The organism is Polaromonas sp. P4_F9 (assembly GCF_056401235.1).
Window position 1 is genome coordinate 168,558 of sequence record NZ_JBFUJT010000002.1, and the last position, 18,002, is coordinate 186,559.

The 18,002-nt window shown below is 62.2% G+C and carries 16 protein-coding genes; all 16 read right to left on the bottom strand.

The features are described 5' to 3' along the window. Positions 1 to 377: 377 nt before the first annotated feature. The 16 genes from AC1DUB_RS02895 to AC1DUB_RS02970 all read right to left on the bottom strand — a co-directional run bounded on the left by AC1DUB_RS02895 (position 378) and on the right by AC1DUB_RS02970 (position 17,994). Positions 378 to 1,619, bottom strand: coding sequence for a cytochrome P450 (locus tag AC1DUB_RS02895; RefSeq protein ID WP_477728367.1), 1,242 nt, complete (start codon positions 1,617 to 1,619; stop codon positions 378 to 380). 17 nt (positions 1,620 to 1,636) lie between these two features. Next, on the bottom strand, positions 1,637 to 2,671 hold the full coding sequence (gene bioB / locus AC1DUB_RS02900; protein WP_477728213.1) for a biotin synthase BioB: 1,035 nt from the start codon (positions 2,669 to 2,671) through the stop codon (positions 1,637 to 1,639). Positions 2,672 to 2,804: 133 nt separating this feature from the next. Next, a complete protein-coding gene (bioF, locus tag AC1DUB_RS02905; RefSeq protein WP_477728214.1) occupies positions 2,805 to 4,022 on the bottom strand; it encodes an 8-amino-7-oxononanoate synthase in 1,218 nt (405 codons plus the stop codon). 45 nt (positions 4,023 to 4,067) lie between these two features. Continuing rightward, positions 4,068 to 4,448 carry an aspartate 1-decarboxylase gene (gene panD / locus AC1DUB_RS02910; protein ID WP_477728215.1) on the bottom strand — a complete coding sequence of 127 codons (381 nt, stop codon included), beginning with the start codon at positions 4,446 to 4,448 and terminating at the stop codon, positions 4,068 to 4,070. A 189-nt stretch (positions 4,449 to 4,637) separates the two neighbouring features. Continuing rightward, positions 4,638 to 5,822 (bottom strand): beta-ketothiolase BktB, encoded by a 1,185-nt coding sequence (bktB, locus tag AC1DUB_RS02915; RefSeq protein ID WP_477728216.1) that lies wholly within the window; start codon positions 5,820 to 5,822, stop codon positions 4,638 to 4,640. Between the two features lie 71 nt (positions 5,823 to 5,893). Further along, positions 5,894 to 6,679, bottom strand: coding sequence for an enoyl-CoA hydratase/isomerase family protein (locus AC1DUB_RS02920; RefSeq protein ID WP_477728217.1), 786 nt, complete (start codon positions 6,677 to 6,679; stop codon positions 5,894 to 5,896). A 34-nt stretch (positions 6,680 to 6,713) separates the two neighbouring features. Beyond that, on the bottom strand, positions 6,714 to 7,325 hold the full coding sequence (locus AC1DUB_RS02925; protein WP_477728218.1) for a DsbA family protein: 612 nt from the start codon (positions 7,323 to 7,325) through the stop codon (positions 6,714 to 6,716). 15 nt (positions 7,326 to 7,340) lie between these two features. After that, positions 7,341 to 8,324: an NAD(P)H-dependent flavin oxidoreductase gene (locus AC1DUB_RS02930; RefSeq protein ID WP_477728219.1), complete on the bottom strand. Its 984-nt coding sequence runs from the start codon at positions 8,322 to 8,324 to the stop codon at positions 7,341 to 7,343. A 10-nt stretch (positions 8,325 to 8,334) separates the two neighbouring features. Next, positions 8,335 to 10,002, bottom strand: a complete 1,668-nt coding sequence (locus AC1DUB_RS02935) for an AMP-binding protein (protein ID WP_477728220.1) — start codon at positions 10,000 to 10,002, stop codon at positions 8,335 to 8,337. Positions 10,003 to 10,035: 33 nt separating this feature from the next. Further along, positions 10,036 to 11,643 (bottom strand): acyl-CoA carboxylase subunit beta, encoded by a 1,608-nt coding sequence (locus AC1DUB_RS02940; protein WP_477728221.1) that lies wholly within the window; start codon positions 11,641 to 11,643, stop codon positions 10,036 to 10,038. Continuing rightward, positions 11,640 to 12,131, bottom strand: coding sequence for an acyl-CoA carboxylase biotin carboxyl carrier protein subunit (locus AC1DUB_RS02945; RefSeq protein ID WP_477728222.1), 492 nt, complete (start codon positions 12,129 to 12,131; stop codon positions 11,640 to 11,642). Before AC1DUB_RS02945 ends, AC1DUB_RS02940 begins: the two co-directional genes overlap by 4 nt. Positions 12,132 to 12,139: 8 nt before the next feature. Continuing rightward, entirely contained in the window at positions 12,140 to 13,612 is a 1,473-nt protein-coding gene (locus AC1DUB_RS02950; RefSeq protein WP_477728223.1) for an acetyl-CoA carboxylase biotin carboxylase subunit, read from the bottom strand. Next, positions 13,609 to 14,397 (bottom strand): TetR/AcrR family transcriptional regulator, encoded by a 789-nt coding sequence (locus AC1DUB_RS02955; RefSeq protein ID WP_477728224.1) that lies wholly within the window; start codon positions 14,395 to 14,397, stop codon positions 13,609 to 13,611. The genes AC1DUB_RS02950 and AC1DUB_RS02955 overlap by 4 nt, the downstream gene beginning before the upstream one ends. An 8-nt stretch (positions 14,398 to 14,405) precedes the next feature. Continuing rightward, positions 14,406 to 16,211 carry an acyclic terpene utilization AtuA family protein gene (locus tag AC1DUB_RS02960; RefSeq protein WP_477728225.1) on the bottom strand — a complete coding sequence of 602 codons (1,806 nt, stop codon included), beginning with the start codon at positions 16,209 to 16,211 and terminating at the stop codon, positions 14,406 to 14,408. A gap of 23 nt (positions 16,212 to 16,234) precedes the next feature. Next, positions 16,235 to 17,026 carry an enoyl-CoA hydratase-related protein gene (locus AC1DUB_RS02965; protein WP_477728226.1) on the bottom strand — a complete coding sequence of 264 codons (792 nt, stop codon included), beginning with the start codon at positions 17,024 to 17,026 and terminating at the stop codon, positions 16,235 to 16,237. 2 nt (positions 17,027 to 17,028) lie between these two features. Then, positions 17,029 to 17,994, bottom strand: a complete 966-nt coding sequence (locus AC1DUB_RS02970) for an SDR family oxidoreductase (protein WP_477728227.1) — start codon at positions 17,992 to 17,994, stop codon at positions 17,029 to 17,031. Between the last annotated feature and the right edge of the window lie 8 nt (positions 17,995 to 18,002).

The window sequence follows — 18,002 nt, forward strand, 5'->3', positions numbered from 1 at the left end:
AAAAGTACCATCAAACACTGCCATGGCACTAACCGATATTGTTTAGGTTTGCCCGTGCTGCGCACCGCGGCATAAACAGCCCCCCTGCCCCCGTGCGGAGCATTGCGGGTGCATTTTGTCAACTTGCTAAAACAAGTACTTATCGAAGGTAGGCGCGTTTCCAGTGATTAATCTCCCGACTAATGAGAGGACAGCGTGCTTATTCGTAACCCATTGCGGTGCGTGCTGTGTTCGGCTCACGCAATGTCGCTGAAAATTCACCATAAAAATACGGCCATGCAAACGCTCATTGACTTCGCCGACGCTAGTGCCAAGGCAGCCTTAGTGAGTTGCGCGGCTAGATCAACTCAGCGCCGTGCTGGTTTGAATGCCGTTGGCTAGGCGGGCGCCTCACGCCTCAGTGACAGAGTCACCAGCCCACGGTAGAGCGGGTTGCTGATCCAGCGCGGCGTGGCATCGACAAGACTGAGTTCGGGCCACCGCCGCAACAATTGCCGGAAGACGATTTCGGCCTCCATCAGTGTGAGCGCCGCACCGATGCAAACGTGCGGGCCCGAGCCGAATGACAGCGAACTGCCGTCGCGCCGGGTGATGTCGAGAGCGTCGGGCTGCGCGTAACGCCGCGGGTCCCTATTGGCGGCGCCGATCAGGGGTACCACCAGATCGCCGCGGCGCAGTTGCTGGCCATGCAGCACCATATCGGTCGTTACGCGTCGCCCGGTGTATTGCACGGGACTGTCGTAGCGCAGCAGCTCGCGCACCGCGCCTGGTAGTAGTTCGGGGGCCTGCCGCAGGCGCTGCCATTGCCCGGGATGCGCCAGCAATGCCTGCAAGCCGCTTCCCAGCAAATGGCGCGTGGTTTCAAAACCCGCAAACAGCAGCATGGCGCACTGTGCGAGCAGCTCGGCGCCGCCCTGGATCTCTCCCTGGGCCTCGGCCTGCACCAGGCGGCTGGTCAGATCGTCGCCCGGCGTTTGGCGCTTTTGTTCCAGCAGGATTTCGAAGTAGCGGCCCATGGCCAGCAGGCTGGTCTGGGCCCGGCGTGCCTGCCCGCGCGTGGGCTGGGGTGCGGCTATGAAGCTGGCAAGATCCTCTGACCAGGCCATGAAGTCATCGTACTGGAGGCACTCGATGCCCAGCAGCAGCGTGATCACGCGCACCGGCAGCGGCCGGGCGACCGTCTCGATGAAGTCGAAGCAGTCCGCGCCCTCCCCCTGGTCGAGCAGTTCAGTGACCGCCTGCTCGATGTGCGGAACCAGCCGCTGAAGCACATCCATCCGAAAGCCCGCATGCAGCACCTTGCGGATGCGCGGGTGGTCCGGTGCGTCGAGAAACAGCAGGGCTCGGGCAAACAGCTGTTGAAAGCCGCTCAGTTCCCCAGGAGAGTCTTCGCGGCCCTTGACCCAGCCACCGGTACGCTGCGCAGAAAAGCGCGGGTCGCGCAACACCAGTTCGACATCGGCATGGCGTGTCAGCAGCCAGGCGCCGCCAAAGAATTCCTCGCTCCAGTGGATAGCGCCGGCCCGCCGCAAGGCGTGGTAAGTTGGATAGGGGTTGGCCAGGAACGCGGCATTCATGAGGGGACGCGCCAGCGCTGGCGGCCTCAGGTCTGCGCTCATGGTTACCGCGTTCATGTTTACTGCGCCAGTTGCGCTGTGGAGCGAGCGCCTTGGCTTTTGAGTCCCAGGCGCTCAAACAGCTGGCGGTCGCGATCGGCTTGCGGGTTGCTGGTGGTGAGCAGCTTGTAGCCATAAAAAATCGAATTGGCGCCCGCCGCGAAGCACAGCGCCTGCAGGGCTTCATCCATCTGCTCGCGTCCGGCCGATAAGCGCACCATCGTCGTGGGCATGGTGATGCGGGCCACGGCGATGGTGCGCACGAACTCGAACGGGTCCAGTGGCGGGGTGTTCGCCAGCGGCGTGCCTTCGACCGCAACCAGGTTGTTGATGGGCACCGATTCGGGGTAAGGGCTGAGGTTGGCCAGTTGCGCGATCAGCCCGGCGCGCTGCAGCCGGCTTTCGCCCATGCCGACGATGCCGCCGCAGCAGACATTGATGCCGGCATCGCGCACATGACCGAGCGTGTCGAGCCGGTCCTGGTAGGTGCGGGTGCTGATGATGTCGCCGTAAAACTCGGGCGAGCTGTCCAGGTTGTGGTTGTAATAGTCCAGCCCGGCCTCTCTCAACGCCTGGGCCTGCTCGGCCTCAAGCATGCCCAGTGTCATGCAGGTCTCCAGGCCCAGCGAGCGGACCTCGCGCACCATCTCGGTCACACGCTCCATGTCGCGCTCTTTCGGGCTGCGCCAGGCCGCGCCCATGCAAAAGCGGGTGGCACCCTGGGCCTTGGCCGCCTGCGCGGCTTGCATCACCTCGGCCAGCGGCATCAGCTTGCTGGCTTTCACCCCGGTCTCGAAATGGGACGACTGCGGGCAGTAGCCGCAGTCTTCGGCGCAGCCGCCGGTCTTGATGGACAGCAGCGTGGACAACTGCACTTCGTTGGCGTCAAAGTGTTCGCGATGCACCTGTTGGGCGCGAAACAGCAAGTCCATGAACGGCAGTTCGTACAGGGCAGCGATATCTTCGACCTGCCAGCGAAGCGGTGCTTGCGGCGCGGTGGAGGGCGCGGGGGCGCGACGCAGGGTCGAAACGGGAATGGTGGCAATGGTCGTCATGGGTGAATTTCTCAGGTGAAGAGGGAAGAGAAAAAAGGCGAAGCCAGGAAAACACGCTTCTGAGGGCCGCATTGTCCAGAGGGGCCGCCACGGCAGCGGGTAACAAAGCAGCCGGGCAGCGGAGGAGATGCGGTCATGGCAACTCCCGCGCGGCGCAGACCAGGCCATCGACCAGGCGCTGTACATCCGCGACGCTGTGGCTGGCGCTGAGCGTGATGCGCAGCCGGGCCGTGCCGACCGGTACGGTGGGCGGGCGGATGGCCGGCACCCACAGACCTTGGGCATCCAGTGCGGCCATCAGCGCCAGGGCGGCGGCATTGTCGCCCACGATCAACGGCTGAATCGCGGTGCTGGAGTCCGCCAGCCGCCAACCCAGGGTCGGGTGCGCGGCGATCAGGGCGGTAAGCTGCGTGCGCAGCTGGGCGATCAGTTGCTGAAGTTGGGCGCGCCGCTGATCGCCCTCGGCGCCGCTAATTAGCTGCAGGCTCTCGCGCAAGGCATGGGCCACGGCGGGCGGCGCGGCAGTGGTGTAGATGTAGGCGCGGGCCGACTGCACCAGCCAGTCGATGATGCTCGGGTGGGCCGCGACAAAAGCGCCGCCCAGGCCCGCCGCCTTGCCCAGCGTGCCCATGTAGATCAGGCGTTCGCTGCACAAGCCAAAATGCGACAGGCTGCCGCGGCCCTGAGCGCCGATCAAGCCAAAGCCATGGGCATCGTCCGCAATCAGCCAGGCGTCAAAACGCTCGGCCAGCGCCAGCAGCGCCGGCAGGTCGGCCAGATCGCCGTCCATGCTGAAGACCGCATCGGTCACGATCAGCTTGATGGGCGTCGTGCAGCGTCCCAGCTGGCCGGCCAGTACGGTCAGGTTGCGGTGGGCATAGCGCTGCATAGACGCCTTGGCCAGCAGCGCACCGTCAATCAGCGAAGCATGATTGAACTTGTCGGCAAAGATCGTGGCGCTGGCGTCGCCCAGGGCGGTGAGCAAGGCCAGGTTGGCCAGGTAGCCGGTGCAGAAGTACAGCGCCGCAGCATCGGGAATGCAGGGTGCCAGCCAGGCAGCCAGATCGTCTTCGAGCCCGGCATGGGCGCGCGAGTGGCCACTGATCAGGTGCGAGGCGCCACTGCCGGCGCCGAATTGCCGCGCGCCCTCCGCCAGCGCCTCGACCAGGGCCGGGTGATTGGCCAGGCCCAGATAGTCGTTGCTGCAAAACGCCAGCATCTCGCGCGCTGGCTGCCCGCCCTGGCTAACCTGCTGGCGCGGCGCGCACGGCGACTCGGCGATGCGGCGCTGGCGCTGTAGCCCCTGGGCCTCGCGTTCAAGCCGTTGACGGTTCAGGTGTTCGATGAGCATCGGGCAACGCTAATGAGGGGGTGGGCCAGCCGCGCGGGGGTGGCATTACAGGCGCTGGGTGGGAACCTTGTGGCGCAACTCAGTCTGGCGGTTCTTGTCGTCCACAAATACCAGTTGGGGTTCATGCGCGCTAAGCTGGTCGTTGTGCACCTGGGCAAAAGCCGCGATGATGATCAGGTCGCCGGCAGAGGCGCGGCGTGCGGCCGAGCCGTTGACCGAAATCATGCCGGAGCCGCGTTCACCCTTGATGGCGTACGTGACAAAACGCTCGCCATTGTTGATGTTCCACATATGGATTTGCTCGTTCTCGACAATGTTAGCCGCGTCCAGCAGGTCTTCGTCGATGGCGCACGAGCCTTCATAGTGGAGCTCGCAATGGGTTACTGCAACACGGTGGATTTTGGATTTCAGCAGGGTTCGAAACATGATGGGTCTCTGTAGTCAATAGAGGGAATTTCAGTTACGTCATGGGGCATCAGGCTTTGTAGACGGCCTGGTTCGAAACGGCCGATACTGGCTGAAACCAGGCCCGTTGACCACGCAAAGTTCGCCCCCAAGGATCAGTTGCTGCCTCATGGTTCGATTTCTCAGCCTGCTCTAACGCGCCCGCCAGCCTTACATGCGTTCAAAAATCGCAGCAATGCCCTGACCGCCACCAATACACATGGTCACTAGGGCGTAGCGGCCCTGGATACGGTGCAACTCGTGGATGGCCTTGACGGTGATCAGCGCGCCGGTCGCGCCAATCGGGTGGCCTAGCGAGATGCCCGAACCGTTGGGGTTGACCTTGGCCGGGTCCAGCCCCAAGTCACGCGTCACGGCGCAGGCCTGGGCGGCAAAGGCTTCGTTGGCCTCGATCACGTCCAGGTCCTTGACCGTGAGGCCGGCTTTTTGCAATGCCAGCTTGGTAGCGGGCACCGGGCCGATGCCCATGTACTTGGGATCCACGCCGGCGTGCGCGTAGGCCACCAGGCGGGCCAATGGTTTGGCGCCACGGGCCTTGGCGGCACCTAGCTCCATCAGCACCACGGCGGCGGCCGCGTCGTTGATGCCGGAGGCATTGCCGGCGGTGACAGTACCGTTTTCTTTCAGGAAGACAGGCTTGAGCTTGGCCATGTCCGCCACGCTGCAGTCGGCGCGAAAATGCTCGTCGGCCACATAGGCTGCCTCGCCTTTTTTGGTCTTGATCATGACGGGCACGATCTGACTCTTGAAGTAGCCTGCCTCGGTGGCGCGCTGGGCGCGGTTGTGGCTTTCGGTGGCGATGGCGTCCTGCTCTTCGCGGCTGACACCCCACTTGGCGGCGATGTTCTCGGCCGTCACACCCATGTGGATGGTCTGGAAGGGATCATGCAGCGCGCCCAGCACCATGTCGACCATTTTGCTGTCTCCCATGCGGGCACCCCAGCGGGTGTTCAAGCTGGCGTAGGGGCCGCGGCTCATGTTCTCGGCGCCGCCGCCGATGGCAATATCCGCGTCGCCGAGCAGGATGGACTGGCTGGCCGAAACGATGGCCTGCAGGCCGGAGCCGCACAGGCGGTTGACGTTCATGGCCGGTGTGCTTTCAGCACAGCCGCCCTGTATGGCTGCCACGCGTGAAAGGTACAGGTCGCGCGGCTCGGTGTTGACGACGTGGCCGAACACCACATGACCGACGTCCTTGCCTTCGACGCCGGCGCGCAACAGCGATTCGCGCACGACGATGGTGGCTAGCTCGATGGGAGGAATGTCCTTCAGGCTGCCGCCATAGGTACCGATGCCGGTGCGCACACCGCTGACAACAACAACTTCACGGCTCATAACTTGATCCTCATTTTTACTTTATTCCAATTTGAATTTTCGCATTCAGGAGTCGGGCCAACATTTACCTGTTACCTTCCTTCGAAGCAAGGTCTCCGCTTCTCCACAAACGCGCTACATCCCTCGTGCGCATCCTCGCTGTCAAACACCAGGCTGATGGTGGCGGCCTCGTGTGCCAAGGCTGCCGGGAGCGGCATGTCTGCGCCGTGGAGCATGGAGCTTTTTAAAAACTTCAGGGCGATTGGTGATTTTTCGGCGATCCGGTGGGCGAGCTTCATGGTCTCGTCCAGCAACCGCGCCCTGGGCACCGCCTGATTGACCAGGCCCATGGTCACAGCTTCTTCTGCATTCAAAAAGTCCCCGGTGAACATCAGCAGCTTGGCCTGACACAGGGGCAACTGGCGCATCAGGCGCTGGGAGCCGCCGCCGCCAGGAAAAATGCCTAGCTTGATTTCGGGCAGGCCGATCCTGGCTTCGTTGGCCATCAGCCGGATGTCAATGGTGAGCATGAACTCCATGCCGCCGCCCAGCGCCCACCCGTTAACGGCTGCAATTGTCGGCTTGTTGCAGACTTCAAACCGCCTGAAAACGCGGTGCACCGTCTCAGAAAATTCGTTGTAGTGCTGCAGGCCGCGCCTGGCATTGAGATCTTTTATGTTGCCGCCGGCGATAAACGCCTTGTCGTCCACGCCGGTGACCACGATGACGCGCACGCTGGCGTTGTGCTCCAGCACGGTGAGCGCTTCCTCCATGGCCAGCAGCATGGGAACGTGCAGCGTGTTCAGCTCTTCAGGGTTGTTGAAACGCATGAGGCCGACGTGACCGATGGTTTCCGTGATAACGAGGTCTTGCTTCATGCGTGTCTCCGGGGGGTATTGGCGTTGACAGCCGTCAAGCGGCGGTGTGGCCGGCCAGTCTTTCTGCAATCTGCGGCAGGCGATCAACGCCAAAGAAGGGCTCACCGTCGACGATGACAAACGGTGAACCAAAAACTTTTTTCTCAACCGCCGCAGTGATGGCGTCTTGCAGTAACGCCTTGGCTGCGTCGGTCTTCAAATGCTCGCGTACCGCGGCCGCAGCGCCGAGGCAGTCGGTGGTTTCACACACCATCTGCGAGATCACCTCGATGTCTGAAATATCGCACCCCTGGCAAAAGTAGCTGCGCAGCACGTCCCGCGCAAACGACACCGCGGCGCCGGGCGCTTTTTCATTGAGCAGGTAATAGGCGCGTGCTGCGTGTTGCGTCAACGCCGGAAAGGCTGCAGGCATGCGGTATTCAACATCCAGGAATTTCGCCGAACGTTCGAAGTCGGCGGTGATGTATTCCAGCTTGACGGGATGTTCAAACGGCGGCGGTAGCCCGAGTGCACGCAGCATGGCAAATAGCAAAACAGGCCGCCAGGTAACAGTACGGCCATGCTGGCCGGCCAGCGCATTGATCTTCTCCGACATGAAGTAGCCATAGGGCGACGCGAAGTCAAAATAAAAATCAATGGGCGACATGGACTTGCTCATGCATCATGCACTTGCGAGCGCCGGCCTGACGGCGGCGCTGCGGCCCAGTTTGCATGCCTGTTCGTATTCTTCCGCGATGCGCCTGACCAGCTCCGCCACCGTTGGCAGGTCACGGATGGTGGCGATGCCCTGGCCAGCGCTCCACAGGTCCTTCCAGAGTTTGGCGGTGGTGTCGGTCAATGACGCCATGTCGGGCGTCTTGGGTGGCAACGTGGCCACGTCAATGCCAAAGCGGTCCAGCGACGGTTTGAGGAAGTTGGCATGCACGCCGGACAGCCTGTCGGTATAGACCAGGTCGGACACGCCGCTGTCCACCACCATCTGCTTGAATTCGTCCTGCGCATTGGACTCCCGCGTTGCCAGGAAGCGCGTGCCCATGTAGGCAAGGTCGGCGCCCAGCGCTTCGGCGGCGCGTATCTGGTGGCCATCATTGATGCCACCACCCAATACCAGGCAGCCATCCCAGAACTCGCGGATCTCGCGTACCAATGAAAACGCACTCTGGCTGGATGCATGGCCGCCGGCCCCGGCGCCCACGCAGATAAGGCCATCCACACCGGCATCCATGGACTTGCGCGCATGGGCCGCGCTGGTAACGTCACAAAATACCGTGCCGCCATAGGCGTGCACGGCATCCACCACCTTGCCCGGGTGACCCAGGCAGGTGATGACAAAGGGTACGCGGTGCGCAACCACGATGTCGAGGTCAGGCTCAAACCGCGCATTGGTGCGGTGCACGATGAGGTTGACACCGTACGGTGCCACCACGGCGGCCGGGTTGGCCGCTCGGTGGCCGGCCAGTTCGGCCTCAATGTCTGTCAGCCACTGGTCGAACTGTGCAGAGGTGCGCGCATTGACGTGCGGAAAGGATCCGACCACGCCGGCCTTGCACTGCGCGCTGACCAGCGGCGGGAAAGACACCAGGAACATCGGTGAACCGATGGCTGGAATGGACAGGGCATTCTGGAACAGTACGGGCAAAGACATGGCAGTAGCCTCAGGCGTCAGAGAGGGATTGCGGCACGGCCGGCCGTACATCGCGTTTCTTGAGTGCGCGCAGGTCGATCATGCCGCCCAGGGTGCGTGGGTCCAGTCCGGGCTCAAAGATCTGATGTTTCTGGATTTTTTGCGTGGCCGTGGTCGGGATGCTGTCGGTCAGCCAGAGCCAGCCCGGCGCCTTGTAGTACGCCAGGTTGTTGTGGCAATGGTCAAAAAGTGTGCGGGCGGTTGCCGCAGGGTCCTGTGGCGGCCCGTTCTTCAACACGATACAGGCCAGCACTTCTTCTTCGCGCACCTCGTCTTTCACGGCCAGTACCGCCACATGCTCCACCAGCGGATGCGCCTGCAGCAAGGCCTCGACTTCTGCGGCAGCAATGTTCTCGCCCGAACGGCGGATGATGTTTTTGCGCCTGTCGACAAAACGCAGAAGGCCGGTCGCGTCTCGCGTGATGATGTCGCCGGTGTGGAACCAGCCCCCGCGCCAGGCGATCTCGGTCGCGACTTCGTCGTCGAGGTAGCCGCTGAAAAAATGCTTGCGTGGCGTAGCGGCGCTGTGGCGCACGATCATTTCGCCTTCCACACCGTCGGGCAGGTCCACATCGTTGTCATCGACCACACGCACCTCGGCGCCCGGCATGGCGCGGCCCAAGGCGCGTGTGCCCACCTCGCGCGGTACCTGGTTGTCGATGATGGCGCGGACCATCTCGGTCATGCCCCATATTTCGATCAACGGAAAGCCAAAACGTGCCTCAAACGCTGCATGGCGTTGCGGTTCGACGCCCGCGCCAATGGCGAAGCGAACGGCATGGTCACGTTCATGGGGATGCTCGGGCTGGCCCAGCAACATGGGCACGATCACGCCGAGGTAATGCACCACGGTGGCCTTTGACTCATACACCTCCGTCCACCAGCGCGAAGGCTGGAAGCGGTCGGTCTGCACCTGGCAGTTGCCCTTGAGCATGGCGCAGTAAAACGAGAAGATGGAGGCGTTGACATGGAACAGCGGCAGCGGGTTGTAGATGCGCTCACAGGCTTCGCCAAAGGTCGACAACCCGCCGCGGGTGGCGTACCAGGCGCCGGCGGCCAGTTCGTAGCCATGCGACAGCACACACCCCTTAGGCCGTCCCGTGGTACCGGAGGTGTAAAGAATGCTGGCGGGCGTGGCGGGGTCTGGCGTGGTGGACGTTGCCTTATGGGTAGCCGGTGACAAGCCAGTGGCAAAGTTCTCGAACAGCGTAATCTGTGGCTTGCTGCGCCCTGCTTGATTCATGCTCTGGCCCAACTGGGCTGCAAGCGAAGTGAGCACGACCACCAGGTCCACTTTGGCATGGTCCAGCACATACGCCAGTTCACGCGGCCTGTGGTCGGGATTGAGCGGCACACAGCACACGCCCAGGGCGTTCATGGCCAGCTTGTGCAGCATGTGCTCGGGCCGGTTTTCCAGTAACAGGGCGACGCGGTGGCCGACACCGTAACCGGCGGCGGCATAGGTCTGCATCAGGGCGCGCACGGCCTTTTCGGCATCGCCATAGGTGATCTCCACGCCGGCAGGGTGGTAGCCGCGTGCGGCGTTGACCGGCACCGCCAGCACGGACTTGCCCGCATACGCCTGGGTGGTACGAAAAAACGTCTCGCCTATGGTCGAGCTGTCGTCAACGGCAATCATGAAAACTCCTGCGGAATGCGTGACAGGAAAGAATCAAAGGCGCAGAACGCCGTAACCCATGTCGTCAAACGGCGCGTTCAGCGAGGCAACGATGGCCATGCCGAGCGCATTGCGGGTATCGACCGGGTCCAGGATGCCGTCGTCCCACATTTCCGACGTGGAGTAATAGGCATCGCTTTCGGCCTCAAAGCTTTCCAGCACCGGGTCGCGGATGGCGGCGATCTGTTCCGCATCCAGTTCGTGCCCCTTGCGCTGCAGCTGGCGTATTTTGACGTCCGCCAGCGTGTTGGCGGCCTGCTCGGCGCCCATGACGGCAATCTGCGACTGCGGCCACATCCAGAGGAAGCGGCCATCGAAGGCGCGGCCGCACATGCCGTAATTGCCGGCGCCGAACGACCCGCCCACAATAACGGTGAACTTGGGTACCGTGCAGCCGACCTGCGTCATGATCATCTTGGCGCCGTCCTTGGTGATGCCGCGCTCTTCGTACTCACGGCCCACCATGTAGCCCGTGATGTTCTGCAAAAACACCAGCGGCGTGCGGTCGCGGTCGCACAGGCGCATGAAGTGCGCCGCCTTGAGCGAGCTGTCATTGAACAGCACGCCGTTGTTGGCCAGGATGCCGACCTTGCAACCCCAGATGCGGGCGTAACCGCAAATCATGGTGGTGCCGTAGTCGGGCTGGTATTCATGAAACTGGCTGCCGTCCACCACGCGGGCAATCACTTCGCGCATGTCGAAACCGGTTTTCCAGTCGGTAGGCACGATGCCATACAGCTCCTTCGGGTCATAGAAAGGGGCTTCGGCCTCGATGCGGTCAATGGTCTGTTTGGGAATGGGTGACGTGTTGGCAAAGATGTCGCGCGCAATCGCCAGCGCATGCGGTTCGTCGTCTGCCGCATAGTCGCAGGTGCCCGAAACCGTGGTGTGCATGGTCGCTCCGCCCAACGCTTCGGCGGTGACGACTTCACCGGTCGCGGCCTTGACCAGCGGCGGCCCGCCCAGGAAGACGCCGCCATTACCGCGCACGATCACGCTGTAGTCGCACAGCGCAGGAATGTAGGCGCCGCCGGCGGTGCAATGGCCCAGCACCACCGCAATCTGCGGCACGCCCATCTTCGAGAGCGTGCACTGGTTGCGGAAGATGCGACCCGCCGCGTGGCGATCCGGGAACAAGTCGGACTGCAGCGGCAGGAAGCCGCCGGCGCTGTCACACAGGTGGATCACGGGCAGCCGGTTCTCGATGGCGATATCCAGCGTGCGGACTATCTTCTTGACCGACAGTGGGTACCACGCACCGCCCTTGATGCTGGGGTCATCCGCATGGATGATGACCTCGCGCCCGTGGATGATGCCTATGCCCGAGACCTGGCCGGCGCCCTGCACCTCGCCGTCATAGGCCTTGTTGGCCACCAGCGTTCCGATCTCCAAAAAGGGGGTGCCGGGGTCCAGCAGCAAATCCAGCCGCTCGCGCACCGTGAGCTTTTTCTGGCGGTGCAAGCGCTCAATGTCCCGCTCGGGCCGCTCGAAGCGCACCTTGTGCACCTTGGCTTGCAGTGCTTCCACCTTCTGCGTCATCGCCGCAAGGTTCTTTTTAAAGGCCGGCGATGCGGTGTCGATTTTGCTGACGATGCGGCTCATACGGTTTCTCCGGCGGTTTGCAGGCGCACCAGCATGTCGTTGCGCTGGAAAGTCTGGCCGATGATCAGCGGCATTTCGGCCACTTCACCATCCAGCGTGGCAGAAATGGTCATCTGCAGTTTCATGCTTTCGATGACCAGCAGGGCATCGCCTTTTTTGACCTGCTGGCCCAGGCTGGCCAGCAGCGACACGACCACGCCCGGCATGGGTGCATGTGAAGCACCGGCGCCGCCCGCAGCGCCAGAAGCGGTGGCGCGCGTCGGATCAACCCGGTTGACCTTGATCGACCGGCCCCTGAGTTGCACGTAAATGGTGTCGCCATGGGCCACCGCGCGAAAATGTTCGCTGCGGCCGCCCAGCATGGTAACGAAATTGCCGCTGGAGGCCTTGCGGACCTGCACGGATGCGCCATCGATATACACGGCATCGGTGCGGACCTGCGCCTGGTGCCGTGTGTCCGGCGTGTCAGAAAATTGAAGTGTGATCATTTTTGAAGTCAGTTGCGCCACGCGCCCATGGAGGCATAGGGCTCGGGGATGCGGTTGGTTGAAATATCGGGCGCGGCGCTGGCTGCGACGGCGAGCAGGGCCTGGCGTTCTGCGTCAGTCAGGGTGGCGGGCGCCAGGTCGGCCTTGTGGCGTTCCAGGAAGCCGGTGTCGGTCTCGCCACGCGCAAAAGCGGAGTGGTGCAGCACGCGGGAAAGAAAATCATTGTTGATGGTCACGCCCAGCATGGCGGTTTCAGCCAGGGCGCTGCGCATACGCGAGATCGCCAGCGTGCGGTCTGCGCCATGCACCACCAGCTTGGCCAGCATGGAATCGAAATCGGCCGTCACTGGCGCGCCCTCGGTCACGCCGCAATCAAAACGCACACCGGGGCCTGCGGGTGCATGAAGCAGCAGCACCTTGCCGGTGTCGGGCACAAAACCGGCATCGGCATCTTCGGCCAGGATGCGACATTCAATGGCATGGCCGCCGAACAGAACATCGGCTTGCCTGATCGGCAGCGGCTCACCCTGCGCCACCCGCAATTGCAGTTCGACCAGATCAAGCCCGGTCACCATCTCGGTTACCGGATGCTCCACCTGCAGGCGGGTGTTCATTTCAAGGAAGAAGAATTCGCCGTCGGGCGACACAATGCATTCCACCGTGCCTGCGTTGACATAACCCGCAGCGGCGGCCAGCTTCACTGCGGCATCGCAGATACGGTCGCGCAGGCCGTCCGGCAATTCGGGGGCCGGGGACTCCTCAATCAGTTTCTGGAAGCGCCGCTGTATCGAGCACTCACGCTCGCCCAAGTGAATGACCTGGCCATGGGTATCGCCAAACACCTGCACTTCAATATGGCGGGGCTGCTCGACAAACCGTTCCGCAAACAGTCGGCCATCGCCGAAATAACGCTGACTTTCGGCTCGCGCGACGCTGATGGCATGCGCCAGTTCCTCTTCACGCCGCGCAATTTGCATGCCCTTGCCGCCGCCGCCAGCAGCGCCCTTGACCAGCAGCGGAAAGCCTACCGCGCGTGCGCGCTGTGCAAAGGTGGCCGGGTCTTCGGCCTCGTCCGCTGAAGGCGTGACCGGAACGCCCTGGGTGACGGCAAAACGGCGTGCCGTGATCTTGTCACCCATCAGTTCGATCACTGAAGCGGGTGGGCCGACAAAGGTCAGGCCGGCTTCTGCCACTGCCTTTGCGAAGGCGGCATTCTCGGAGAGGAAGCCATAGCCCGGGTGAATCGCATCACAACCAGTATCCATCGCCGCGCGGATCATGCCGGAAATATCCAGCCAGGCAGCCACTGCGGGGGTGCCAAACACCTCGACTGTTTCATCAGCTTCGGCAAGTGCAGGCCCGAACTGGTCCTGGCTGTGGCGCGGTACGACGGTGGCGATGCCCATGCGCCGTGCAGTACGCACAATGCGCAGTGCGATCTCGGCGCGGTTCGCAATAAAAAGTTTTCGTATAGTGGTCATAAGATTTTTTTTCGGCGTGGTGCTGCGGGGGTGGAAACCGGCGATGCGCCGGCAGCCACTATTTTTTCCAGGCGTTCCAGCCGGCGTTCTATGTCTTCGCGGCTGTAAGGGGCGGATGCTGGTGACGCTTCAGTTTGTCCGGCTGGCACGATGCCGCGCAACACCATGTCGGTGAAACGGTCTGCAGCGACTTCAACATTGACGGTGTCACGCCCGAAGAGCACACCCCACATGCGGTGTTCTATGCCGCCGTAAACCATGCCACGAATCATTTCGGCGTCGGTGTCCTGGGGCAATTCACCGGATGTGATGGCATCACGCACGGTGCGCATCAAAAAATCCGTGTACCGCACATGCAGTTCGTGCAATGCGGAGTTGAAATATTCCGGCCGCGTGCGCACTTCATGCAGCACCAGGCGTGAGAGTCCCGGGTCTTCCACATACACACGCAGGTGCCGCCAGATCAAAAATCGCAGCCGGCTGCGCAGGCCCTGGAGGCGGCTGAAACCGTCTTCCATCTCGCGGATCAGCGGTTCGTACATGCCGCGCAGGACCTCATTGAGCAGATCGCGCTTGGTCGGAAAATAGGAATACAGAAGGCCTTCAACCACGCCGACCTTTGCCGCTATTTCACTGACAGATGCGCGCTCAAAGCCTTTGTCGAGAAAGGTATCGCGCGCTGCGGCAATGATCTCTGCCGCTCGCCGCATGCGGCGAGGCGTCTGTTTTCCGGCCGGATTGGTGGCCGGTGCATCGGCTTCCTGGGTATCGTTGTTGGTATCCATAACAGTTCTCATGGCAAATTCTCCAGAAGGGCGGCAGGAACGTCCACGGGAATGTCCAGCAGCATCTGGGCCAGTGCCTTGCCCTGGGGGTCGTAACGCAGCGATGCAACCCCACCACCGCCCAGAGCATTTTCCAGCGTGAAATTGAGGGCGTTGAAGCCGGGTAGGCTGTAACGCGAGACCTTGCCTTTGGCCACATGGGCGAAATAGTCGCGCACGGTGTCTGCGGTCAGGTTTTTCAGGAGCACCGCATACAACGCGTCCGAGCGCGCAATGATGCCGATGTTGGCCATATCGCCCTTGTCGCCGCTGCGGCCATGCGCCACGCGCAGCAAGGGCACGGTCAGTGTTGCGCCTTTCGAGGGATACGCGGGCATATATGCCTGGGCCAAGGCAACGTCGGACGAGTCGGGTGTGAATTTTTCTTCAAATGGCAGCGGCCGGCTGTCCATGCTGACGGATGCTTTCACAAGGCTTCTGTCCGTCAGGAAGGAAAACAGGCGCACAACAGGCGAAGGCGAGGCCCGGCCTGCGGCAAAACCGGTGAGGCCTTGCGCCATGGCTGTAGCCGAGGGGGCAATCTCGCGTGCCAGCAACTCCAGCGCCTCGCGCGACGCATGTTTGGCGGCAATTTTGAGAACGACCTCGCGTGTATGGGCAGTGCGTGCGTGGGGGCCGTAAGTGCCTTCCGCACCCAGTACTTCCAGGCTGGTTTCGCTGTAGTCGGCCCAACCCTTTTCGGAGAACATGCGGCGCGTGCGCTTCAGTATGGACTCACCGACGCGCTGCGCCTTGCGTGCTGCGTCCACTCCGCCAACCATCACGGTACTGAGGACACGCCAGCCTTCGCTGAAAGTGGCGCTGACTTTGTATGTAGCAGGCGCAGGGCGGCCGCGCGCCCCGCTCACCCGCACGCGATCTGCCCCGTCCTGCACCAGCTCTACATTCCTAAAGTCGCATGTCACGTCAGGCAGCAGGTAGGCAGCAGGATCGCCAATTTCATAAATCACCTGCTCGGCAACGCTGGCCGGCTCCACCAGCCCGCCGGTATTGACAGGTTTGGTCAGCACAAAACTTTCGCCCGACGCATCGCATTCGGCAATCGGGAAACCCATATCGTCCCAGCCGGGCACGCGCTCCCAGTCGGTAAACAGTCCACCTGTCGCCTGGGTGCCGCATTCGATGACATGGCCCGCCAGGCTACCGGTGGCAAGCTTGTCCCAGTCGGTCCAGGACCAGCCGAATTCATGCATCAGGGGGGCCAGCGTCACGGCGCTGTCAACAACCCGGCCTGTAATGACAATGTCGGCGCCTGCAGCCAGTGCAGCGGTAATCGGCTGGGCTCCCAAGTAAGCATTCATGCTCAGAAACTGGGGGGGCATAACAGCGTCGCTGAACATCTCATGGACCTCGGCAGCCCTGAATTCATCGGCCCTGGCGGAAAGATCGTCTCCTTCGATGATTGCGATTTTCAGGTCCACGCCCAACGCCTGCAATTGTTTGGCCAGCGCCTCGCCGCAGGCTTTTGGGTTGACGCCACCGCCGTTGGACACGACCTTGATGCCGCGCGCCTTAAGCTCGCCGGCCAGCGACGCGATGATGCGCACAAAGTCAGGTGCATAACCGGCATCCGCCGACTTTGCGCGGGCGCGTGCCAGCAGCGACATGGTGATTTCAGCCAAGAAATCAAAGACGAGGTATTCGATGTCGCCGTTCATCACCAACTGTGTGGCGCCGGCTTCGGAGTCGCCCCAGAAACCTGTGGCGCAGCCAATGCGCAAAGATTTTGTACGGAGCGATTTTTGTGTTGTCATGATTGCAATGAATATAAGGACGACTAGCGGCCTGGCCACACGGGAGCGCGGCGCTCGGAAAAAGCCTTCATGCCTTCCCTGGTGTCTTCGCTCTGGGCCAGGATGGGCAGCACCGCCTGCGTCAGGTTGAGCGCGTCGGAAAACGACAGGTCGGTCACAGCGGAAATCGTGCGCCTGCCGATGCGCAGGGCCACGGGCGAATTGGCCGCCAGCTTTTCAACGATGTCTGCAATGGCGGAATCCAGCTCTGACGCCGGGACTACCCGGTTTACGATATCAAACTGCTGCGCTTCAGAGGCTGAAAAACGGTGAGCGAAGAAACACATCTCCAGCAGCCGGCGGCGCGGAATAACCCGCATCAGCACCGGCAAGATCATCATGGGGAACACTCCCACTTTGGCTTCCGTCGTACCGAATTTTGCGGTGTCCGTGGCCACGGCAAAGTCGCAGGCGCAGATGAGGCCCAGTCCGCCACCAAAGGCGCTGCCGTTGACGCGTGCAATTATGGGCAGGTTGCAGCGGTCCAGGGCCTTGAACATCTCCGCAATCGGATTGTCGAAACGGCCGGGCTCCAGCGCAAAGGGAGAGCCGTCAGCCGTTGGTTTGAGTTTTCCGCCGGCGCAAAACGTTTGTTCGCCTGCACCCGTCAGCACAATGGCGCGCACGCCGTCCATGGATTCGGCCTGGTGCAATGCCAGTGCCAGTTCTTCCATGACCAGATCGGTCATGGTGTTGTGTTCTGCTGCGCGGTTGATGGTGATGTGGCAGGCCGCGCCGCGCACGTCAATCAGCAATTGCGAAAACTTGTGCTCCATATTCATTTTTCCGAGACTGCAGGCGAAGCCATGTCGGCAAACGTGGCCGGCGGCTGGTACTGCGGGAAGCCGTTGTAGGCAAAGCTGCGTTCGGCCGGCTGGAGCTTCCAGGTGTGCCGCGCAGTAGGCACGCCGCCATCCACACGGATAACACTGCCGCTGATGAATCCTGCCGCTTCCGACAGCAAATAGACCGCTGCCGATGACAATTCGGCCTCCGTGCCAAAGCGCTGCAGCGGAACTTTGGTACGGAGTCCGCGCAGCACGTTGCGGTAGTCCTCGTCATAGGTATCAATACCTGCGGAGGCAATCCATCCGGGCGCCACCGCATTGACGCGCACTCCGGCGTGCCCCCATTCGCAGGCGGCAGTTTCGGTAAATGTCAACACACCACCACGTGCGGCGCCGGAATGCCCCATGCCCGGCAGGCCGCCCCAAATGTCAGCCAGCATGTTCACAATGCTGCCGCCGTGCCCTTCCATCCATTGCACAAAACATTCACGGGAAAACAAAAAAGTGCCATGCAGGTTGTTGCGTACAACCGCGTCCCAACCCTTGAGCGAGATATCACGCAGCGGCGCCGGAAATTGCCCACCAGCGCAATTGAAAAGCCCGTCAAGCCGGCCATGCCTTTGCAGGATAGCCGCCACCGTGGCCTTGACCTCAGTTTCATCACGGATATCGCAGACGGCTGTGCTGACATCGCTGGCGCGCTCGGGATATATGCTGGCGATCTCTGCGGCCACGGCATCAAGTTTGGCCGCTTGCCGGCCCACCAGCGCGACATGCGCGCCGAGGCTGGCGAGCTCGTGCGCCGCGCATCGGCCCAGCCCGCTCCCCCCGCCTGTGACAATGATGGTCTGCCCATCGAACAGTCCAGGTCTGAATGCAGAACGGTAACGCGGGCCGCCATCCGGACCGGGCAGGCCGGTACCAGTGGCTTGGGAGACAGTGCTTTGCAGGGTCATCGTGTTTG